Genomic DNA, 18,388 nt, shown 5'->3' on the forward strand with positions numbered 1-18,388 from the left:
AGAATTAAAGGGTATTATAAAACCAGTATAAAACAAATGTCAACTTAAATTAATGAATAAAAAAAATGTAGTTATGAAAGAAAAGTTGGCTGCCTTCTTTCTTGAAAATAGTGTTCGGCTTTAATCAAATCCTCCTTATTATTTACTCCCATTGCTTCTCTTTCATCAGAAACTACATAACCTACACTCAAGTTATTGTTTGCTGCAATGGGCACTATATCATTAAGACAATATTCATTGGTCGAATTATTAAATTTTATTTCTTTTACTAAGGTAAAGAGATCTTTAGCATATGAAGCTATTATTCCAGAGTTTGCAAGAAGCATTTTATCTCCATTTTTTAGGATTTTTTGAACATTGCCGTAATTATCAATTACTAATCTTCCATATTGTTCATCTTGACTATTGAATCCAAGAAGAACTAAATTATTATACTTTAAACAATCAGTCATTTTCATAACTGTATCACTAGATATAAAGGGAGTGTCTCCATACTGTATTAAAACTATGTCTTGATCAGATAACTCCTCCAGATTTTCTAGAGCAATTTTAACTGCAGTGCCAGTACCTGTAATATCTTCTTGAATTATTAGTTTTATATTGTATTGATCGATTATACTTTTTAGGGTATCAAAGTTTTCTAAATCTTTTAGAAGGGAGTTGTTAACAACAATTGATAAGCTTTTTAGACTCAGCAATTTTGCATTAGAAATTATATGTTCTAAAAGAGTAAGATTTCCCACTTGGTGCAACGCTTTTGAATATTCAGAATTCATTCTACTGCTCTTTCCTGCTGCTAATATTATCAAAATGTTACTCATACATAACTCAGGAATTGATTAGGTAGTAAGTTAATTCATAATTAGTAAGATGTAAATCCCACTGTAATTTTTGTATATTTTCTAGATCTTGGCACCCTCATTAGAGTTTCATTTAAGAGAGCTATAACTTTAAACTCTTTACTCGATTTTCTACGCTGACATCTTGTAAACTCTGATCTGGACTTTTTAATATTTCTAATAATCTACTTGCAAGGTTTGAGTGTTTATTGATTACTGCAACCTGGACTAATGACTTGTCTTGATCATTACGAGCATTTGTTACAGCTACGCGCTCATCAGGTTTTATTGCTTTCAGCTTACTGATAATTTCAACATTACCATTTTTTGCATTCTCAAACAGCTCTTCTACTAATTTCAATAGGTTAGTAATATTTTGGTCTCGAGAAAGATCAAGTGGTGCTTTACCTTCTTTATTCTTGATGTTATAAATTGCACCATGTTTCAACAAAGATTTTACAGCTTCGAAAAAGCTATTTTCAGTAGCAACATGCAACGATGTAGTGCCTTTAACTATTGTTTTAGCATTAATAAAATCACTCAATTTATTGTGGCTTACACGTTGTAACAAAGCTTCAATAATTTCTTTATGACCTTTGGAAGCAGCAGTGTGTAATGGTGTATTACCTTTGTTAGTAACTTTAGTAGCATCAGCTCCATTTGCTAGCAAGATATTTACAACTTTTATGTGCCCATTATTAACAGCATAATGTAATGGCGTTCTTCCATCCACGTTTTTCGAATCAATGATTGCTCCATCTCTAATGGAACTCTCAATTCCTAAATAATTATTATCTTCTATAGCCTTAAATAACTTCTCAGTCAATTTTAGTAATTTTATAACTTCTGGGTTTCCTCTTCTTTCTGCAAAGTGTAATGGTAAAACATATCTACCTCCTTCAGCTCTAGCATTAAAGTATGCTCCGCTCATAAGTAGAGACCTAACTATATCTAAATTACCAATTTGTGCCCCTAAGTGTAAAGGCGTAGCATTTTTATCCATTTTTGCATTAACATCCGCTCCATTTATAATAAGAGTTTTAACTACCTTAGGATGACCATATTGAGCTGCAAGATGTAGGGCTGTGCCTTTATTTTGATTTTCTTTTACATTTACATCAGCACCATGTTTCAATAGAACGGTTGCTATCTGATCATAACCTTTTTCTGCTGCAAAATGTAAAGGAGTCCAATTTGTGTGATCTAAAGCATTAATATCTGCTTCCTTTTCTAAGAGCAATTCAACCACCTCTAAATGATCATGGTCTACTGCAAAGTGTAGAGGTGTAGTACTTTTAACTGTTTTAGCATTAATGTCTGCTCCTTTATCAAGCAAAGATTTAGCAACTTCTAAATTACCATCATATGCTGCACAATGTAGAGGAGTCCAACTTCTGTTATCTAGAGCATTAATATCTGCTCCATTTTCAATCAAGAAATTCATTATTTCCAAGCGATTATGTTCTGCTGCCAAATGTAGAGCTCTTCTACCATCATCCATCTTTGCATTTATATTTGCTCCTTTTGCAATTAAGCTCTCTACTATTTTTAAAGAAAAACCATTATATGCTGCATTATGTAAAGGAGTCCAATTCTGATCATCCACGGTGTTAATGTTTGCTCCATTTTTAATTAAAAAATCACTCACCTCGAAATGACTTTGCTGAATTGCTAGATGCAAAGGTGTAAAACCTTCGTTTTTTTTAGCATTAACATTGGCTTTTTTCTCTATTAGTAGCTTCACTACTTCTAAGTGACCATTCTGAGATCCTATATGTAAAGCTGTGGAATTATCGTGGTCCTTAGCATTAACATCAATTCCCCTTACGAGAAGAAGAGACTTAACTACTCCAAAGTGATTACGTTCTGCTGCTAAATGTAGAGGTGTAAGATTCTCATAATCCTTAGCATTAACATTAGATTTTGCTTTTAGTAAAATGTCTACTAACTCTAAAAAGCCATTTTGAGACGCTAAATGTAGAGGTGTAATCTTATCATCTGTTTTTGCATTAACGTTTGCTCCCGCTTCAAGCAGAACTTTAACTATATCTAACCTACCAGTTTGTGTTCCCAGATGTAAGGGTGTAATGTTTGCATCAACTTTATGATTACCTATGCCTGAAGATCCAGCGTTAATATTAGACCCTTGTGAAATAAGAGCTTTAACTACTTCGAGGTTACCATTTTGTACTGCAGAATGCAAAGGTCTTGCTCGATCATTATTTACAGCATTAACATCTAATCCCTTTTCAATAAAAACATTTACTATATCTAGATGACCATTCTCTGCTGCTAGGTGTAAAGGTGTATTAAGTTTATCTGTTTTAGTACTAAGATCTGCTCCATTTGCAATCAAGGTGTTGACTATATCTAAATATCCTTGCTGGGATGCAAAACTTAAAGGTGTAAAGCCTAGAATGGTCTTATGGTTTACATCTGCTCCATGAGTAATAAGAAAGTTAACCATCTCTAAGCGATTTTTTGCAATTGAAAAATACAGTGGCGTAAAGGCATCGTACTTAATCTCTGAGTTAATATCTAAACCCTCTCCTAATAAAGTGTTGACTAAATCCAACTGACCATTTCCTGCTGCTAAATGTAGCGGCGTAAGACTAAGATGTTTCTGAGTTTCATAGTTTTCATTTAAAAACTCTACAAAAAATTGCAGCTGATCCAGATTATTAGATATTCTATTAGTAAACATAAAGGCCTCGCATGAAGAATTTATGTAAAATATAGTATCTACAAGTTTTTAAGCAAGATAAATCTTCTTCTTAAAAAAGATACTGTGATCCAATCTGTGTGCTTATAACTTTTTTATTTGATCATGAGTGATCAGCTGTCTCAGCTGCAATAGAGACACCTGCCTTAAGTAGTTACATCAATTTTCTCTGTTTTTGCCCCTTTTTTTTCTGATGAAGATGTCTTCATTCTTCTCAGTAGCCAATATTCTTTTTAAAGAATAATCGTTACGTGCACCAAAGCATTAATAATTATACACAATTGTGAAGAAATATTCAATCTTTTTATTGTTTTGAATGTGTTGATGAAAAAAACGTCTGTCAGAGATCATCTGAGAATTGCATTTTAGGCTTTAGATGTAGAAGGGGTCTTATCGTCTTTTTATAAATACTCTAAAAATAGGCTTAAATCGCCAAGAGATGGATATCATGAATTTAGTAGCGTAAAAACATCAAAGATACCTCATATCATAAAGTTTAATGTCAACATTTGGTGCAACATTCCTGATTTACAAAGCAGAGTCAATAAAGGTTGCAAATAATCTACTTATGTTGGACGTTTCTGTTAATGCTATTTCTAAAATAACAGATTTATCTATTGAGGAACTTGAAAATCATGCTTCCAAAACTTAACCTGAATTAAAAGCAACATTAGTTTACTGATTTCTACACAATATATTAAAATACCAACAAAGGTGATTACATAATTAATTATCTGCATTACTGGATGAAATTCTTGTGCTTCTGTATTCAATATATAATATTAAAAAAATATTTTAGTAAATTTATTAAAGTAGATACTAGAAACTCGCTTATTTTGTTTTTCTAGCTCAGTTATAGTTTTCGATTTTGCTTGCAGAATTTGTCTATCACTTTCTGGTTATCCTCTATCATTTTACTTGCCTCTTGCTGAAGAAATTTGATATTTCTGAGTGTAATATTGTCCATCTCAGTCGATGCTACTTTCAATTGCGATTGTATTCTTATGTATTTATCATCTATTACTTGTTCTAGTTGATAATCAACTACTTGTTCTAGTTGATAATCAACGCAATCCAATCCAGAATGGCTTTGTTGCATAGCACTGATAGGCATGTAAATCACAATGAACTTACGCAGCTAATTTAAATTTAGCCATACCAATATCAGTAAATTTGTTCAGTAAGTAGCACTTAATTAACAGCTCTTTTTCACGATTTACCTCTGATTTATTTTTCAAGCCAAACCCAAATATTTGCTTCAACCTATAGAAAAAGACTTCAATATAAGACCGTGCTCCATACTTAACTTTTTTCTTCCATTCATTAATACCATCTTCATAATTCTCATATGACCTAATTCTACTAATATACTTGTTTCTTTCTGATAAGTAGTCAGCTAAACAAATTTTAGTATCCTTCCTAGGGCGAATAATAGGCACAATATTGTATTTTCTGCATTCTTTATACACACTTTTTATATCATAAGCCGCATCTGCTCGAATAGAACAAATGTTATATTTATCACTGACTTCTTCTAACATATCGCAGACCGGCAAATAGTCTACAGCAACACCACTAGTGTAGTTCATGCTTATTGCTTTCTTATCATTTATGTTTAAAATAACATGTAATTTTCTTACTTGACCATAACCACTGTATTTTCTTTTTCGAATATTAAGCTTACTATGCCCACCGTTATTATTGTAGATACTAACTCTAGTGCTATCTACGGCAATTTCAACATTTTCCAGATCATCTTTATTGCTTCTATGGTCATCAATCTTCAAATTAAGCTTTTTAAATCTTCTGGAAGCTTGTGTATAGCTGATAATCTTAAGTTTTTTGCCTATTTGTACCATATAACCTTTTACAAAACCTACAGCTTGTCTCAAGCCAATTCTAAAAAGATGAACTATTATGTGTATTAAAATTACAACTTTATCACTATAAGTGTTATTGCCACCTGCAACTTTTGGACTATTTTCATACCAATTTTCTATGGCTTGATTAACAAAATGAAAAACATTTCCTCTTTTTTTTAGAAACTCATTATATTCTCTTTGGTTACTTACTCTCATTTTTTGTGGCATAAGTTATACTTGTTTGAAAAATGCCTATTTTACAACAAAATGCGTTAGTAACCATAAGCTTTTCTCCTTACAATAACCTCAACCAACACTAGCTATGCAACAAAGCCATCCAGAGTTACAAAAGCGCCAAAAAATCCTTAAAACAGTTCCAGGAATAGGTGCAAAATTATCTCAAGATTTTCTGTGTCTAATGCCAGAACTTGGTTATGTAAGTAGGGGAGAAATTGCAAGTCTTGCTGGAGTTGAACCTCATCCGAAAGAAAGTGGTAAAACTATTGGTTATCGCAGAATAAGTGGTGGCAGAAGCAACGTTCGTGAAAAGCTTTTTACAGCTGCGATGTCTGCTTCAAGGTCTAAGTCTGCGCTTGGTGCCTTCTATTCCTTACTATTACCCATAAATATAGGATTCATGAGCAAGTCTCCATCCTTCTGCTAAATCAAAGAGACGTTTCCATCCCTTCCACAAAGCTATAGGACCTGGTTCTAAGTCATTTTTGCGAGCTAAAAACCCTCCCAATTGAGCTACCCACCTCACGATTTTTCTTATGGGTGGTGGGGCTTCAGGATAGTTTTTTGTTTTTAGCATTTTTGTATACAAAACCTTCCACTCCTCATCAGTCAGTATGATAGTACAAGGAAGATTGGGATTTGTTCTAGCTACTAATGTAATAAAAAATATTCTCCATGCAATTATACTCATTATTGTAAGAAAGCGGATCAATCTATCTGCTGTTTGGAGTCTACATTCTTCAACTTTAAGACCGGATTTCAAAATTTTATGAAAGACCTCTATTCTCCACCTTAAGCAATACCATTGTATTTTTTCTACTGCTTCTTCAAAATTATTAACACTTATATTTGTCAATAAGATCCAGTTCATAGGTTCTTCGCCAAATGGGGAATACTTTTCTATAACATAGACAGCATTCAAATTTAAATTAGGAAGTTTTTGAGTCTTACGTCTAGCGTTGTTTTTTGATGCATTCATCACAAAGTTACTAAACTTTACTTCTAACACTGCTGTTCTTTTAGGCCTATTATCACGGGTAGGAATACTTATTTGAATTTCTCCTTGGCAAGGCATACGATTCATCAAATCCCACAACTTTTCACCACCTTTTTCAGAATAAGTTGATCTCTTGTTTACTGTTCTGTTTTGATTTCCTCTTACTACAAAAAGAGATTGATTAGTGGAAGCAACTTCAAATAAATCATAAATATCTCCTTCTCTATCGCAAACGGTAACTACCTTAACATCCTTTAATCCAGGGTGATTAGTAGAGTCTTTTAGTGATGCTATCCACCGTATGCTTTCTTTCTCTTCTATAGGAACAGCAGTGTTATGGCTTCTCCTTTTCAACTCTCTTAGGTCTTCAGCTAAGGGAGGTCTAGTACTAATTTTTTGATCTAATAATCCTATAGGTAGTCCTTCTGTTGTAACTGCAAATGTTGTATGCATCACTAATCCATGGGTTTTAAAATTGGTTGTTTCAGATCTTAATCTTGCTGCTATAATCCCTAATCCTTTGGCCTTTTTATGATTTTTATATGAAATATAACTCGTGTCTTGGATAGCTAAAATAGTTGAATATTCTTTAGCTCTTTCAACAGTTTTAACTATATGACTGTCTAATATCTTTCTTTCAGAAATGGCATCATTTTGAAAAAATCTATAAGCTGCTTTACTTTGATACCAATCTTTACAAGCTTGATTTATTGAACATTCAGGCGATTCAGCAAAACTATTAACTACTTTTAAAAGCCTTTTACTTAATCTTATATCGCCAAAATTAACAATCCCAAATTCACTTTCTGCCCATTCACTAGTTGAGGTATTTATACTTCCTTTCATCATATATTTCATTTTTAGACCATAGGTCTATTTATAGTACTAAATTGAATTAGTAAAATAGCAGCTTTTTACCATTTATATACTTATGGGTAATAGTAAGCATAAGAACTACACAAGACTACAAATGGTGAATCAGCATTACCTTAAAGAGAGTACCCATATTTTCAGTTAACCTTAAAAATTCACTGAAGATCTTATTCTTCTGTTCATTACTTGCATTTTCCATTAAAGCTTGCGCTCTTTCCTTTATACCAAACAAATATAAAAATTCTCTTTGAGTTAAAATCTCACAATTTAAGTATTTTAATGAATCTTTTAACGCTTGAAAGTTTACAAGTGCAGTAATATCACTGTTACCAATATTTTCAAGAAAATTAGCATACTGATGCTGCCTTATCGATTGCAAAGTGCTCTTGTATGAAGGATATACATAACCATAATCTATAATCAGGGCAGCTCCTCCGTTATTGACTATCTTATTCTCAAGTTTCTTTAATATTTCGATTCCGGCTAGGCATACTTCCACTACTGCACCATTGAAACCCCCTGTCATTCCAGTCTGGAATCCAGTTTTTGGTCTGGTTAAGCACTGGAGTGACAATGAAAGACTGCCATCATCTTGTTTTATTACTCTATTTTCATACCACTGCCCATCACGATAAACAAACTGATCAATTGGAAGAGCATCAAAGAACTCATTTGCAAAAAAAATAGTTGGCTGATTTGGTAAGTTGTCGACATCTGTGTGCCAATTAATATCTAATCCCTTTAATTTTTCCTTTTGTATTTTCTGTAAAATAGGGCTTATCTCAACTAGATGAATGTCCATTGAGCTAAAAAAACAGCTATATTTTTTGGTGACTCTTATTACATCATGAATGAGTGTTCCTTTACCTGGCCCAAGTTCAACTAGAGAAAATTTTGATGGCTTTCCTAATTTTTCCCATGTATTCATTATCCACACTGCAATTGTTTCACCAAATAGCTGACTAATTTCAGGTGCAGTAATGAAGTCACCATCTTTGCCAAGTGGTAATTTATTCATGTAATAGCCGTACTCTTTATGATATAGAGCAGCATTCATAAAATTACTGATGGATATTGATCCTTGGCTTTTATCAATTAATTCGTGTATATAAGTAAGCATATTATTAATAAATGTTTAACTATAGCGTGCCATACTATAAAATAGTGGAGTATTTATATATATAATATAAGTTTAAAGGCGATAGTGCTTTGGTTATGAATAGTCAAGATACGGATTATGTTACCCTTATACCTCAAGATGATGGTATTGAATATAAATTTAAAGAAGCTATCAATTTTGTAGAAAATAAGGTTGTAGGTGCTGATGGATTAACTTTAGCGGAGGTATTTCAAGCATTAGTTAAAATGCTGAATGGTGACCTAGAGTTAGTAAAAAAAGTGTTAGCATATGCTAATATTATGGTAAAGCATGGAATGAGGTTAGCAAAAGAGTCACAATTGAGCAGAGCTGATATTCGCAGAGCTTTAGAAGGGGAAGAAAGTGTTTTCAATAGGCAAGATTTTATCAAAAAACCACCTCTTGTACCTTCTATAAAATCGGTTAAAAAGAAAAGCAGAGGTCTTTAAATGGTTGAGTCTATAAAAAAATTTACTGTACAGTGTGATTTCAAAGGGCAAAGTTCACCTTTTGCAATATACATAGGAGATCCAAAGAGTGATACTCATCCAATTCACTATCAAGATTCCTGGCTTGCAAAGGAGCGTGGAGGAAACATACCTAATAGAGTCAAAGAAAGTCTGCAAAAATTATATAAGTTATCTAAAGAAAATGGAATCTCTTTCTCAGAATTATGTGCATATGCTATTACTGTAGTTAGTAATAATGATAAAAAAAATGACTGCAAGTAGTTAGGTTCTCAATATTTCATTTATAGAAGTTTTTGATCTCGTCTTCTCGTCCACTTTTTTTACTATAACTGCACAATAGGTTGAAATGTTATTTTTAGGTGGAGTAGATCCTGGTACAACTACAGAGTAAGGTGGTACTTCACCATAAAATACCTTGCTTGTTTCTCTGTCAATAATTTTTGTTGATGCTCCAATAAACACACCCATGCCAAGGACTGATCCTTCTCTTATTATAACACCTTCGGCTACCTCACTACGCGCTCCAATGAAGCAATTATCTTCTATAATGACTGGAGAAGCTTGAATGGGCTCAAGAACTCCGCCTATTCCCACTCCACCGGAAATATGGCAGTTTTTCCCTATTTGTGCACAACTACCAACTGTTGACCAAGTGTCTATCATTGTGCCAGAATCAATGTATGCACCAACGTTGATAAAGCTTGGCATTAGAACAACATTTTTACCTATGTAAGCAGATTGGCGGACAAAACACCCAGGAACTGCTCTAATTTTTGAATGGTAAAATTTTTCTTCATTCCATTCACTAAACTTACTACCGATTTTGTCAAACCAGCAATTGGTGTTGTCTATTATTTTGCTTTCCTCAGTGAGGAAATGTAATAATATTGACTGCTTTATCCACTTATGTACTATCCATTCTCCACTTGATAGCTTTTCTGCTACTCTAATTTTACCACTGTCAAGTAACTCAATTACCTCTTTGATTATTAATCTTGCTTCGTGTTTTAGGTTAAGTTTTTCTTTATCTTTCCAAATATTTTCTATCTCATCTTGTAATTTTTTAGTTGCAAATTTTTCATTTATTATATACATATTGATATCAAATTTATATTATTTTATACGTAAGCACTATGAAAATACAATGTCATAATTGTACTAAAACTTACTTAGTATCTCGTGGGCAAATAGGTGAATCTGGAAGAAAAGTGAAATGTACAAACTGCAATCACATGTGGCATGAGTATCTAAAAGAAATGTCAAGTGAATTGTGTCCTGCTGGTATACAAGAAAAAAAAGCTAACTGGAGGCAAAGTTTAACTCTAGCTTTTGCAACAGTTGCAGGGTTATGCGTTATAATTGTTGGTGGTATCTTTCCAGGAGAGGTAAGTAAGATATATAAAGCAGTTAGTGCATATAAAGATTCAATAAGCCATAAATTAGGATACAAAAAAGTGCAAACGGAAAATTCAAGTGCGAGAGAACTTGTTGTAAATGAGTTTTATCAAGATTACCTTTTTCTATCTAATTTTAGATCTAATTAAATAGGCATAAGTCATCAATGTTATGCAAATAACTACACTTATTCCTTTATGATAGTGTCATTCCAATTTCAGCTACTTTCATGACGCCCTATGATTGTTATTACATCGTTTACTATAGATTTGTTTCAGAAGCTTACATCCAGAAAACTTGTATAGATTTTTTCTACTTCTGTGATATTATAAGCCTGTGATGATAAAATAAGTGGATATGGATAAGTCAGCGTATGAAATCATAGAGCATGAGTATGATGTGGTGATAGTAGGTGCAGGTGGAGCAGGGCTTAGAGCAACACTTGGAATGGCTGCAACTAATTTTTCAGTTGCCTGCATTTCTAAAATTTTCCCTACACGAAGTCATACAGTTGCAGCGCAAGGAGGAATTAGTGCAGCTTTGAGTAATATTGCTGAAGATGACTGGCGCTGGCATGCATATGATACAATAAAAGGTTCAGACTGGCTTGGCGATCAAGATGCAATAGAGTATATGTGTAAAAATGCTGCCAAAGCTGTGATTGAACTTGAAAATTTTGGTGTACCCTTTTCTCGTACGGAAGATGGAAAAATATATCAGCGTGCCTTTGGTGGAATGACAACTCACTTTGGTAAAGGAAAATCGGCTCAGCGTACTTGTGCAGCAGCAGATAAAACTGGGCATGCAATTCTTCATACTCTATATCAGCAATGTCTTAAATTTAACGCTGAATTTTTTGTCGAATATTTTGTAATCGATTTGATTATGGACAAAGGGACATGCTGTGGGGTGATAGCTTGGTCGCTGTGTGATGGTACGTTGCATAGATTTCGTGCACATTCTGTGGTAATAGCAACAGGTGGTTATGGACGTGTTTATTTTTCTGCAACAAGTGCACACACCTGCACAGGTGATGGTAATGGCATGGTGGTAAGAGCTGGGTTGCCACTTGAAGATATGGAGTTTGTGCAATTTCATCCAACAGGAATATATGGCTCAGGGTGCTTGATGACGGAAGGATGCCGCGGTGAAGGTGGGTACCTCGTTAATTCTCAGGGTGAGAAGTTTATGGAACGTTATGCGCCAAAGGCAAAAGATTTGGCTTCTCGTGATGTAGTAAGTCGAGCAATGACAATTGAAATTAGAGAGGGAAGGGGAGTTGGGCCAAAGAAAGATCACATGTACTTGAATATAGCTCATCTTGATCCGGAAGTAATAAAGCTCAGATTGCCAGGTATTAGTGAAACAGCAAAGACCTTTGCAGGAGTTGATGTTACTAAAGATCCGATACCTGTTATTCCAACTGTTCACTATAACATGGGAGGTATTCCAACCAACTATCATGGGGAAGTGATCACGTTGCAAAAAGGTAAAGAAGAAGTGGTAGAAGGATTATTTGCAATAGGAGAGGCAGCATGTGTTTCTGTACATGGTGCAAATCGACTAGGTTCCAACTCGCTTCTTGATCTTGTGGTTTTTGGTAGAGCTGCCGCGCTTAGGGCAAAAGAAAAATTGAAACCTGATACACCACATAAAAAATTGCATTCAGACTGCACAGACTTGATAGTAGATAGATTTAATAAAATGCGATTTGCTTCTGGAGAGTTCAAAGTAGCAAAAATACGAAGTGAAATGCAGCACACTATGCAGAAATATGCATCGGTATTCCGTGTTGCTGAAGTTTTAGAGGAAGGTAAAAAAGCTATAAAAGAAGTAGCAAAAATGATGCCTAACATTGCAGTTGAAGATCGCAGTATGATATGGAATAGTGATTTGGTTGAAGCGCTGGAGCTTGCCAATATGATTCCACAAGCAGTTATTACCATGGAATGCGCAGCTAATCGCGAGGAAAGCAGGGGTGCTCATGCTCGTGAAGATTTCCCTGAACGTGATGATAAAAACTGGATGAAGCATACTATAGCATGGCTTAAAGAAGAGAAAAGCCAAGTTAGTGTAGAAATTGACTATAAAAAAGTTGCTGAAAAAACTCTGAGCGATGAGATTGATTTCATCGCCCCGGAAAAGAGAATTTATTAGTTAACCCATCTGGTTTATTTATAAATTGACGTAGTATTGATACATAGCTCATTTGAGTAGCTGGGCTTTCTTTATGCTCCGATTGATTTGACGATCTTTGTACTTCTTGCTCTGCTGAGTTGTTAGCTAAATTTTGTTGTTCAGTAATATTTTCAGGTTGTTTTGCAGCTAGGTGATCATCTTTACGGCTTTGCTTATCGTTGGTTAATTCCTTAACAGACTTCCTAATGTCGCTAAGTCCCAAAGTGAATATCAGACACACCAGTCCTGTTATAGCTATGATGGGTAACGCTGCTCCAATTGCAATTTGTCCTTGGAAGCAAGAAAGTGTTACCATTGTAATAATAGTAGTTGCTACTGTGATTGCTAACAATACACTAGCTCTCCTGCCCGGATCAATGCATTTCCATACAGCAGATGCTCCTTTTTTTACACCAGAACCTAGCTTTTTAATGCCTGATTGACATTTTTTCGAAGCAGTTCCACAGTGGTATTTTTCCTCAAGCTTCTCTTTTAGTTCTTTAGCTTTCTCCTGTGCTTTCTGTGGAGTGCTTGAACAATCTTTTAGATCTCGTAAAGTTAAATAGTACTTTTTAGTATGGAATTCTGGATCTTCTAACCATAAAGAATCAGGGTTAGCACCGTTTTGTAATAATGCTGCACAAAACTTTGTTGTATTATCATAATTAGTTGCTAAATCAAAAATTGTTTCTTGCGATAGGTATTCGATACTTTTTTTTTCTGCTTTTTTCTTTAGTGCTAATTCTAGAGGTTTATTGCCTTGCCTGTTAGTTGCTTTTATAGATTCATCTAATTTATCTTCAGATATTTTTCTTTCTTTTACTAAGGCTGATATTAATTTCAAGCATGTAACTTTTTGCTTCCCTCTCAGCAAGGCAATATGGTGTAAAGCATTATTGCCATTTGCATCTTTAAGGTTGATATCTGCTCCTTTTTTCAATAATTCCTTAAAAGATTTTTCATCTTTATCTTTAATTGCTAAATGTAGTTGATAATTATCATTACTATCTGGAGTATTTATGGTATGGGCTATAACTTCTTCAACTTTTGTTTTTATTTCTGGTTTTCGCTCAGCCAATTTCTCTAAAAATTTAAGATAGTATTCATTTTGCTTTTTAGATAATTTTTCTAAATCCTCTGTAGGTAAGCTTAGCTTGGCTCCATACTTTAACAATTTTGCAAGAAACTTAAGTGTATTATCGCTACTTCTAACTGTATTAGACTCATGTTTCCCTTTTATTATCTTGTTAATTAGTGCTACCTGAAAAGGAGTCTTTCCTTCTTGATTTTCACTATCAACAAGTTGTACTAAATTTTTCTCGTTAGCTATTTTTATCAAGGTATCTAGAAACTTAAGCTTTTGTTTCTTTTTGAGCGATGCAATAAGGTGTAAAATATTATTTCCTTTTTCATCTGTTATGCCACTGACATTTGTGCAATCTTTTAGGTATTTTCTAAATTTCCTGTTGTTTCCATTTTGGATTGCATTTAGTAATTGAACGTCATTATCAGAATCCGATATTCCGTTTATTCCATCTTCAAAATCGCTATCAGAATCTGATATTCCGTTTATTTCATCTTCAAAATCGCTACCGTAGCCACTGTCTTGTTCGCTGTACCTACTAAAACAACTTTTAGTGACTTCAGAAATTACTTGTTTTTTTGTTTCATTTGATATTCTTTTCGATCGTTCTATTACTTCACCTAGCACTGGAAGGAAACATTGGACATAATATCTGTGATATTTTTCCTGTTCTCTAAGCGATTCTTCTAATTTAGTTAATACTTCAGGACTAGCGCCTTCCTTAAATAACCTTTTACATTCCTTGAGTGTTCCATCTCGACTTCCTGGTTTTTTATGCTGATGTTTTTCTTTTTTTACCTTTCTCTCTATAATATTATACAATTGCTTGTCTTTTTTATCTTGTTTTTCATTTTTGTTTATATGTTTATCTAGTTTGTTTGCATTAGTAACTGATACACTTAGATCTATACTCATATTAAAACCTCAATATTAAAAGCTATTTGGCGTTAACGAATTGTATTAAACTTTTAAATTGAGCTAGATGTTATCGAAATATAGGTGAAAAGGCAGAAAACTAGTTTCTATTAGAAAATCTATTGTCATAGTCAAATCCCCACTTTAGCACTTGTCTACTATTTTAACTATTTTATCTTAAAAAATAATAAATGTGGCTAAACTGTGAAGCATGAGTGCTCTGAAAGAGACAAACCAATGTTTTTATAGATCTTTCAAACTTGATTTTTCTTCTAATTTTTTAAGCATTCCTTTACTTAGTATTGATTTTATCTCTTCTACGCTTTTATCAAGATCATCATTAATTATTACGTAATCATATTTATTACTTTTACTTATCTCTTTTTGCGCTTCGGCTAATCTACGCTCTATTTCAATTTCATCATCACTATTACGCCTTTGTAGACGCAGTCTAAGCTCTTCCATTGAGGGAGGTAGTATAAAAACACTTACAACTTTTTCTCTTAAGATTTCAAACAAATGAAATGCTCCTTGCCAATCTATATTCAGTAAAACACTTATTCCACTGCTCAGGTTTTGTTCTATAAAATCTTTTGGTATACCGTAAAAATTCTCAAAAACTTTGGCATATTCAAGCATTTGACCAGCCTTACATAGTTCGTGAAACTTTTCTTCAGTAACGAAAAAATAGTCTTTTCCGTTTACTTCACCGGGACGAGGTTTGCGTGTAGTCATAGAAACAGACATAACTAAATCAGTTGATTGCTCAAGTAATTTTTCTGATATAGTAGTTTTTCCAGCTCCAGAAGGAGAGGATAGAATCAGTAGTATGCCCTCATTTTTTACGGTCATTTTTCTTTATTTAACAAGTACATTATAGAGCTTTTTTAAGACTTTGTATTTTTTGAATCAAAGTTTAAAAGACTAGAGCCCTCTAAATTAGAATTTGATAAATTGGCATCAATAAGAGAGGAATTATCAAAGACAGTATAACGTAAATCGGCTTTTTCAAGATTTGCCTTATTCAAATTAACGTTTACAAACTTTGCTCTACTTAATATTGAATTAGAAAAATTAGCATTTTCTAAATTCATATCCTTAAACTCAAAGTAAGAATAATTTATATCAAATTTCTTGCCCTGCGATATTTTCTCTTGCAGATCTTTAATTGAAGTTATGGCATTCTCTAGATTTGTAATTTTTGTCTGTCCTTGATTGTCAATCAAAATTGAATTATCAAATTTGCAATCTGTTAAATGAATATCAGCAATTGAACTTTTATATATGCTTGAAGAGAGGAAAGAGACATCACTCACTGTTGAATTACTCAAATTGCTAAGAAAAAAACTAGTCTTTCTAAAGGCATTATCATAAAACACGGAGGATTTGAAATCACTTTCAATAAAGTTTGAATTAGTGACTTTTGACTTAGACCAGCTCGAATTATCAGCTAATAATTTGAAGAATATTGAATTTTCTATCTCACTCGAATCCATATTATGGTGGGAAAGAGTACTATTATAAATTTGAGAGTCTTTAATTTTTGTCTTATACATTGAAGTTGTGGAAAGATCTGAATCTTCTATTTTTGCAGAGGTAAACAATGAATGGTCAAAGAACGAACCATTCATGTCAGAATTCACAACTTTAGTATTATGAAACTTTCCGTGACAAATGTTAGCATCATAGGCGTTAACTTTATACAATTCACTAAAACTAAAATCAATATTAGATAAGTCAGCATCCTGAAGGTCTGCTTCGAAAACATATGCATGTTTTATCTTGGAACCATTTAGTATAGATTTAATGAAGTTTGAATTATCCCCTTTCACATAGGAAATTTGTGAATTGCTTAAATTGGCTTTTTCGAAATTACTGTTGACTATAATGGAAGAATTAAAATAGGCGTTTGAAAGATTGCTACCTGTAAAATCCGATTTTTTTATTTCTGCACCATATATGTTAGCATTTTTTAATGAAGAAAATTGTACCTTGAGCTTATGTGCATCCACTCCAAAGAAACTTGCGTTGTCGAAATTATTTTTCTGCATAACAGTGTCATTTATTTCACTATCACTAAAATTGATGTAGCTGGCACTTGAGTTTGATAAATTGGAGAAATTCATTTTTACATTCAAAAACTTGGTATGCAAACCAATTATATTACGCATACTTACTTTGTTGAGATTAGAATTGATAAAATCAGCATAACTGATATTAGACTGATCAAATATGATATCTGTTAAATTTGTAGAAGCAAATTTTGAAAAACTTAAATTTGTGCCTTTTATTTTAACGCCATGTAAATTAGCATTGGAAAAATTGGCACCACGTAAATCAACATCGATAAAAGACACATCTGATAAATCGGTGTTAGAAAAATCGGCACCAATTAAACTTACTCCATCAAAAATAGATTTGCTTAAATACAATTGACTAAAATTAGCACCATTTAAATTAGGACCAAAACCTTTCTTAAAATCTTGTGGTATGCTGGCTTTATTACACTGTACTAAAAATTTAGCAAAATCTTTTGTATTGTAAGATACGTATTTTACATCATGCAGAGCGCTTAAAAAATCATTGATTGCATCATCTCCATAGCATAAATGACCAACTAAAATTAATATCAAAAGTCTAATTATCTTTTGCATCACACGTGTTTTCTTTTGTTTTTATAGCAAAGTTATACATCTCTGAGTTTTCTTGATTGTTTATTTCTTTATCCTCTAAAAGGTATGGCATCATTTCGGCAATTGCGTTTATTATGTTGATCTGATTCCTTTCGATTGCTATTTCAATAGGGGACTTAAAATTATTATCAACTACTCTAGGATCAGCACCTTGTAATAAGAGAAAGCGAACTGTGTCTATTTCACCTTGTTTCACTGCATAAATTAGAGGAGTATCACCCAATTTATTTCTAAATCTTAGTATTTCTTGAATTGTTAATCCAATTTTTTCTAGCTTATTTATTACTCCTCTTAGACAAATTAAGTTGCCCTTCTTGATGCAGTAAAAAAATTGCTTACTGTAATCATCAGTAAATATAGTTTTAGGAAGGTGCTCATTTAGGCTATCATATTGTCTTTTATATATAGACTTGCTTTTATGTTTTTTTATTTCTTTGTTTAGCTTTGTCCATTTTTCGCTTTCTTCATTTTTTTTGTTCACAGGTGTTATATTGTCAGGCTGTTCTTCTTTCTTTTTCTCTGTTAATTGGCTTGTTGAAAGTTCGGTGTCTTTTTTGCTAATCTCCTCTTCAGGTTGTAGGTTTGTTTGATTATTGTGACTGATTTTCTTCTCTTCAGGTTCTTCTTTTTTTTCTTCTGATAAAGGACTTGTTAGAGCTTTGGTATCTTTTATATTAGTCTCCTCTTCAGACTGTAGGTTTGTTTGATTACTTGAAGGTACTTCTTTATTGATTACATTTGTTGGGTCTGTGATTTCTTTGAGTTCGCTCAGAAGCGGAGAAGTTTTTTCAGCATCAGTGTTGCTTTTCGATACGTCTTCTTGATTTATACTGCTTTCATTTTTATTTTCTTCAGGCTGTTCTGCAGCAAGCAGGTTAGATATAACAATTAATAGTATGAAGAATGCTTTATATTTCATAAACATTGCAAATATAGGCTTAATTAAAATGATACTATAATCAAATGATTAATCTACAGTAAAAAG

General features: G+C 33.1%; 15 protein-coding genes and 2 pseudogenes. 6 read left to right on the forward strand and 11 right to left on the reverse strand.

Translation table 11 applies throughout. From position 1 onward, the window contains the following. Nucleotides 1–71: 71 nt before the first annotated feature. A complete protein-coding gene (locus OPR58_RS07520) occupies nucleotides 72–821 on the reverse strand; it encodes an NTP transferase domain-containing protein (RefSeq protein ID WP_265022376.1) in 750 nt (249 codons plus the stop codon). A gap of 121 nt (nucleotides 822–942) precedes the next feature. Next, entirely contained in the window at nucleotides 943–3,543 is a 2,601-nt protein-coding gene (locus tag OPR58_RS07525; RefSeq protein WP_265022377.1) for an ankyrin repeat domain-containing protein, read from the reverse strand. Between the two features lie 517 nt (nucleotides 3,544–4,060). Here OPR58_RS07525 and OPR58_RS07530 point away from each other — a divergent pair. Continuing rightward, entirely contained in the window at nucleotides 4,061–4,213 is a 153-nt protein-coding gene (locus tag OPR58_RS07530) for a hypothetical protein (RefSeq protein WP_174516912.1), read from the forward strand. Nucleotides 4,214–4,414: 201 nt separating this feature from the next. On the opposite strand, the pseudogene OPR58_RS07535 reads toward OPR58_RS07530, so the two are convergent. Further along, nucleotides 4,415–4,606: pseudogene (locus tag OPR58_RS07535) on the reverse strand (patatin-like phospholipase family protein); the annotation flags it as partial. Nucleotides 4,607–4,691: 85 nt separating this feature from the next. Next, nucleotides 4,692–5,651 carry an IS5 family transposase gene (locus tag OPR58_RS07540; RefSeq protein ID WP_265022212.1) on the reverse strand — a complete coding sequence of 320 codons (960 nt, stop codon included), beginning with the start codon at nucleotides 5,649–5,651 and terminating at the stop codon, nucleotides 4,692–4,694. A gap of 112 nt (nucleotides 5,652–5,763) precedes the next feature. Here OPR58_RS07540 and OPR58_RS07545 point away from each other — a divergent pair. Continuing rightward, nucleotides 5,764–6,042, forward strand: a pseudogene (locus tag OPR58_RS07545) (IS110 family transposase); the annotation flags it as partial. Here the strand turns inward: OPR58_RS07545 and OPR58_RS07550 are convergent. Together OPR58_RS07550 and OPR58_RS07555 are read right to left on the reverse strand one after the other, a co-directional pair. Beyond that, nucleotides 6,040–7,506 (reverse strand): IS4 family transposase, encoded by a 1,467-nt coding sequence (locus tag OPR58_RS07550; RefSeq protein ID WP_265023151.1) that lies wholly within the window; start codon nucleotides 7,504–7,506, stop codon nucleotides 6,040–6,042. The pseudogene OPR58_RS07545 and the gene OPR58_RS07550 overlap by 3 nt on opposite strands. A 115-nt stretch (nucleotides 7,507–7,621) precedes the next feature. Then, nucleotides 7,622–8,650 carry a class I SAM-dependent methyltransferase gene (locus OPR58_RS07555; protein WP_064085330.1) on the reverse strand — a complete coding sequence of 343 codons (1,029 nt, stop codon included), beginning with the start codon at nucleotides 8,648–8,650 and terminating at the stop codon, nucleotides 7,622–7,624. Nucleotides 8,651–8,745: 95 nt separating this feature from the next. Between OPR58_RS07555 and OPR58_RS07560 the strand changes: the two genes are divergently transcribed. After that, complete coding sequence (locus OPR58_RS07560; RefSeq protein WP_265022379.1) at nucleotides 8,746–9,117, forward strand: hypothetical protein; 372 nt, start codon at nucleotides 8,746–8,748, stop codon at nucleotides 9,115–9,117. Then, entirely contained in the window at nucleotides 9,118–9,399 is a 282-nt protein-coding gene (locus OPR58_RS07565) for a DUF2610 domain-containing protein (RefSeq protein WP_010406917.1), read from the forward strand. Here OPR58_RS07565 and dapD read toward each other — a convergent pair whose 3' ends face one another. Next, entirely contained in the window at nucleotides 9,400–10,233 is an 834-nt protein-coding gene (dapD, locus tag OPR58_RS07570; protein ID WP_265022380.1) for a 2,3,4,5-tetrahydropyridine-2,6-dicarboxylate N-succinyltransferase, read from the reverse strand. Nucleotides 10,234–10,271: 38 nt separating this feature from the next. Here dapD and OPR58_RS07575 point away from each other — a divergent pair, with 38 nt between their 5' ends. Further along, the gene (locus tag OPR58_RS07575; RefSeq protein ID WP_010406912.1) at nucleotides 10,272–10,682 is read left to right on the forward strand and encodes a zinc-ribbon domain-containing protein; all 411 of its coding nucleotides are present in this window, start codon (nucleotides 10,272–10,274) and stop codon (nucleotides 10,680–10,682) included. 208 nt (nucleotides 10,683–10,890) lie between these two features. Beyond that, complete coding sequence (gene sdhA, locus OPR58_RS07580) at nucleotides 10,891–12,690, forward strand: succinate dehydrogenase flavoprotein subunit (RefSeq protein ID WP_010406910.1); 1,800 nt, start codon at nucleotides 10,891–10,893, stop codon at nucleotides 12,688–12,690. Here the strand turns inward: sdhA and OPR58_RS07585 are convergent. From OPR58_RS07585 to OPR58_RS07600, 4 genes are all read right to left on the reverse strand, one after another. Continuing rightward, the gene (locus tag OPR58_RS07585; protein WP_265022381.1) at nucleotides 12,662–14,710 is read right to left on the reverse strand and encodes an ankyrin repeat domain-containing protein; all 2,049 of its coding nucleotides are present in this window, start codon (nucleotides 14,708–14,710) and stop codon (nucleotides 12,662–12,664) included. The genes sdhA and OPR58_RS07585 overlap by 29 nt on opposite strands. Nucleotides 14,711–14,953: 243 nt before the next feature. After that, nucleotides 14,954–15,562 carry a guanylate kinase gene (gene gmk, locus OPR58_RS07590; protein ID WP_010406904.1) on the reverse strand — a complete coding sequence of 203 codons (609 nt, stop codon included), beginning with the start codon at nucleotides 15,560–15,562 and terminating at the stop codon, nucleotides 14,954–14,956. A gap of 35 nt (nucleotides 15,563–15,597) precedes the next feature. Beyond that, nucleotides 15,598–17,364, reverse strand: a complete 1,767-nt coding sequence (locus OPR58_RS07595; RefSeq protein ID WP_265022382.1) for a pentapeptide repeat-containing protein — start codon at nucleotides 17,362–17,364, stop codon at nucleotides 15,598–15,600. Further along, on the reverse strand, nucleotides 17,348–18,322 hold the full coding sequence (locus OPR58_RS07600) for an ankyrin repeat domain-containing protein (RefSeq protein ID WP_265022383.1): 975 nt from the start codon (nucleotides 18,320–18,322) through the stop codon (nucleotides 17,348–17,350). The genes OPR58_RS07595 and OPR58_RS07600 overlap by 17 nt, the downstream gene beginning before the upstream one ends. Nucleotides 18,323–18,388: the final 66 nt, after the last annotated feature.

Source organism: Wolbachia endosymbiont (group B) of Ischnura elegans (genome assembly GCF_947251585.1).
GTDB lineage: Bacteria > Pseudomonadota > Alphaproteobacteria > Rickettsiales > Anaplasmataceae > Wolbachia.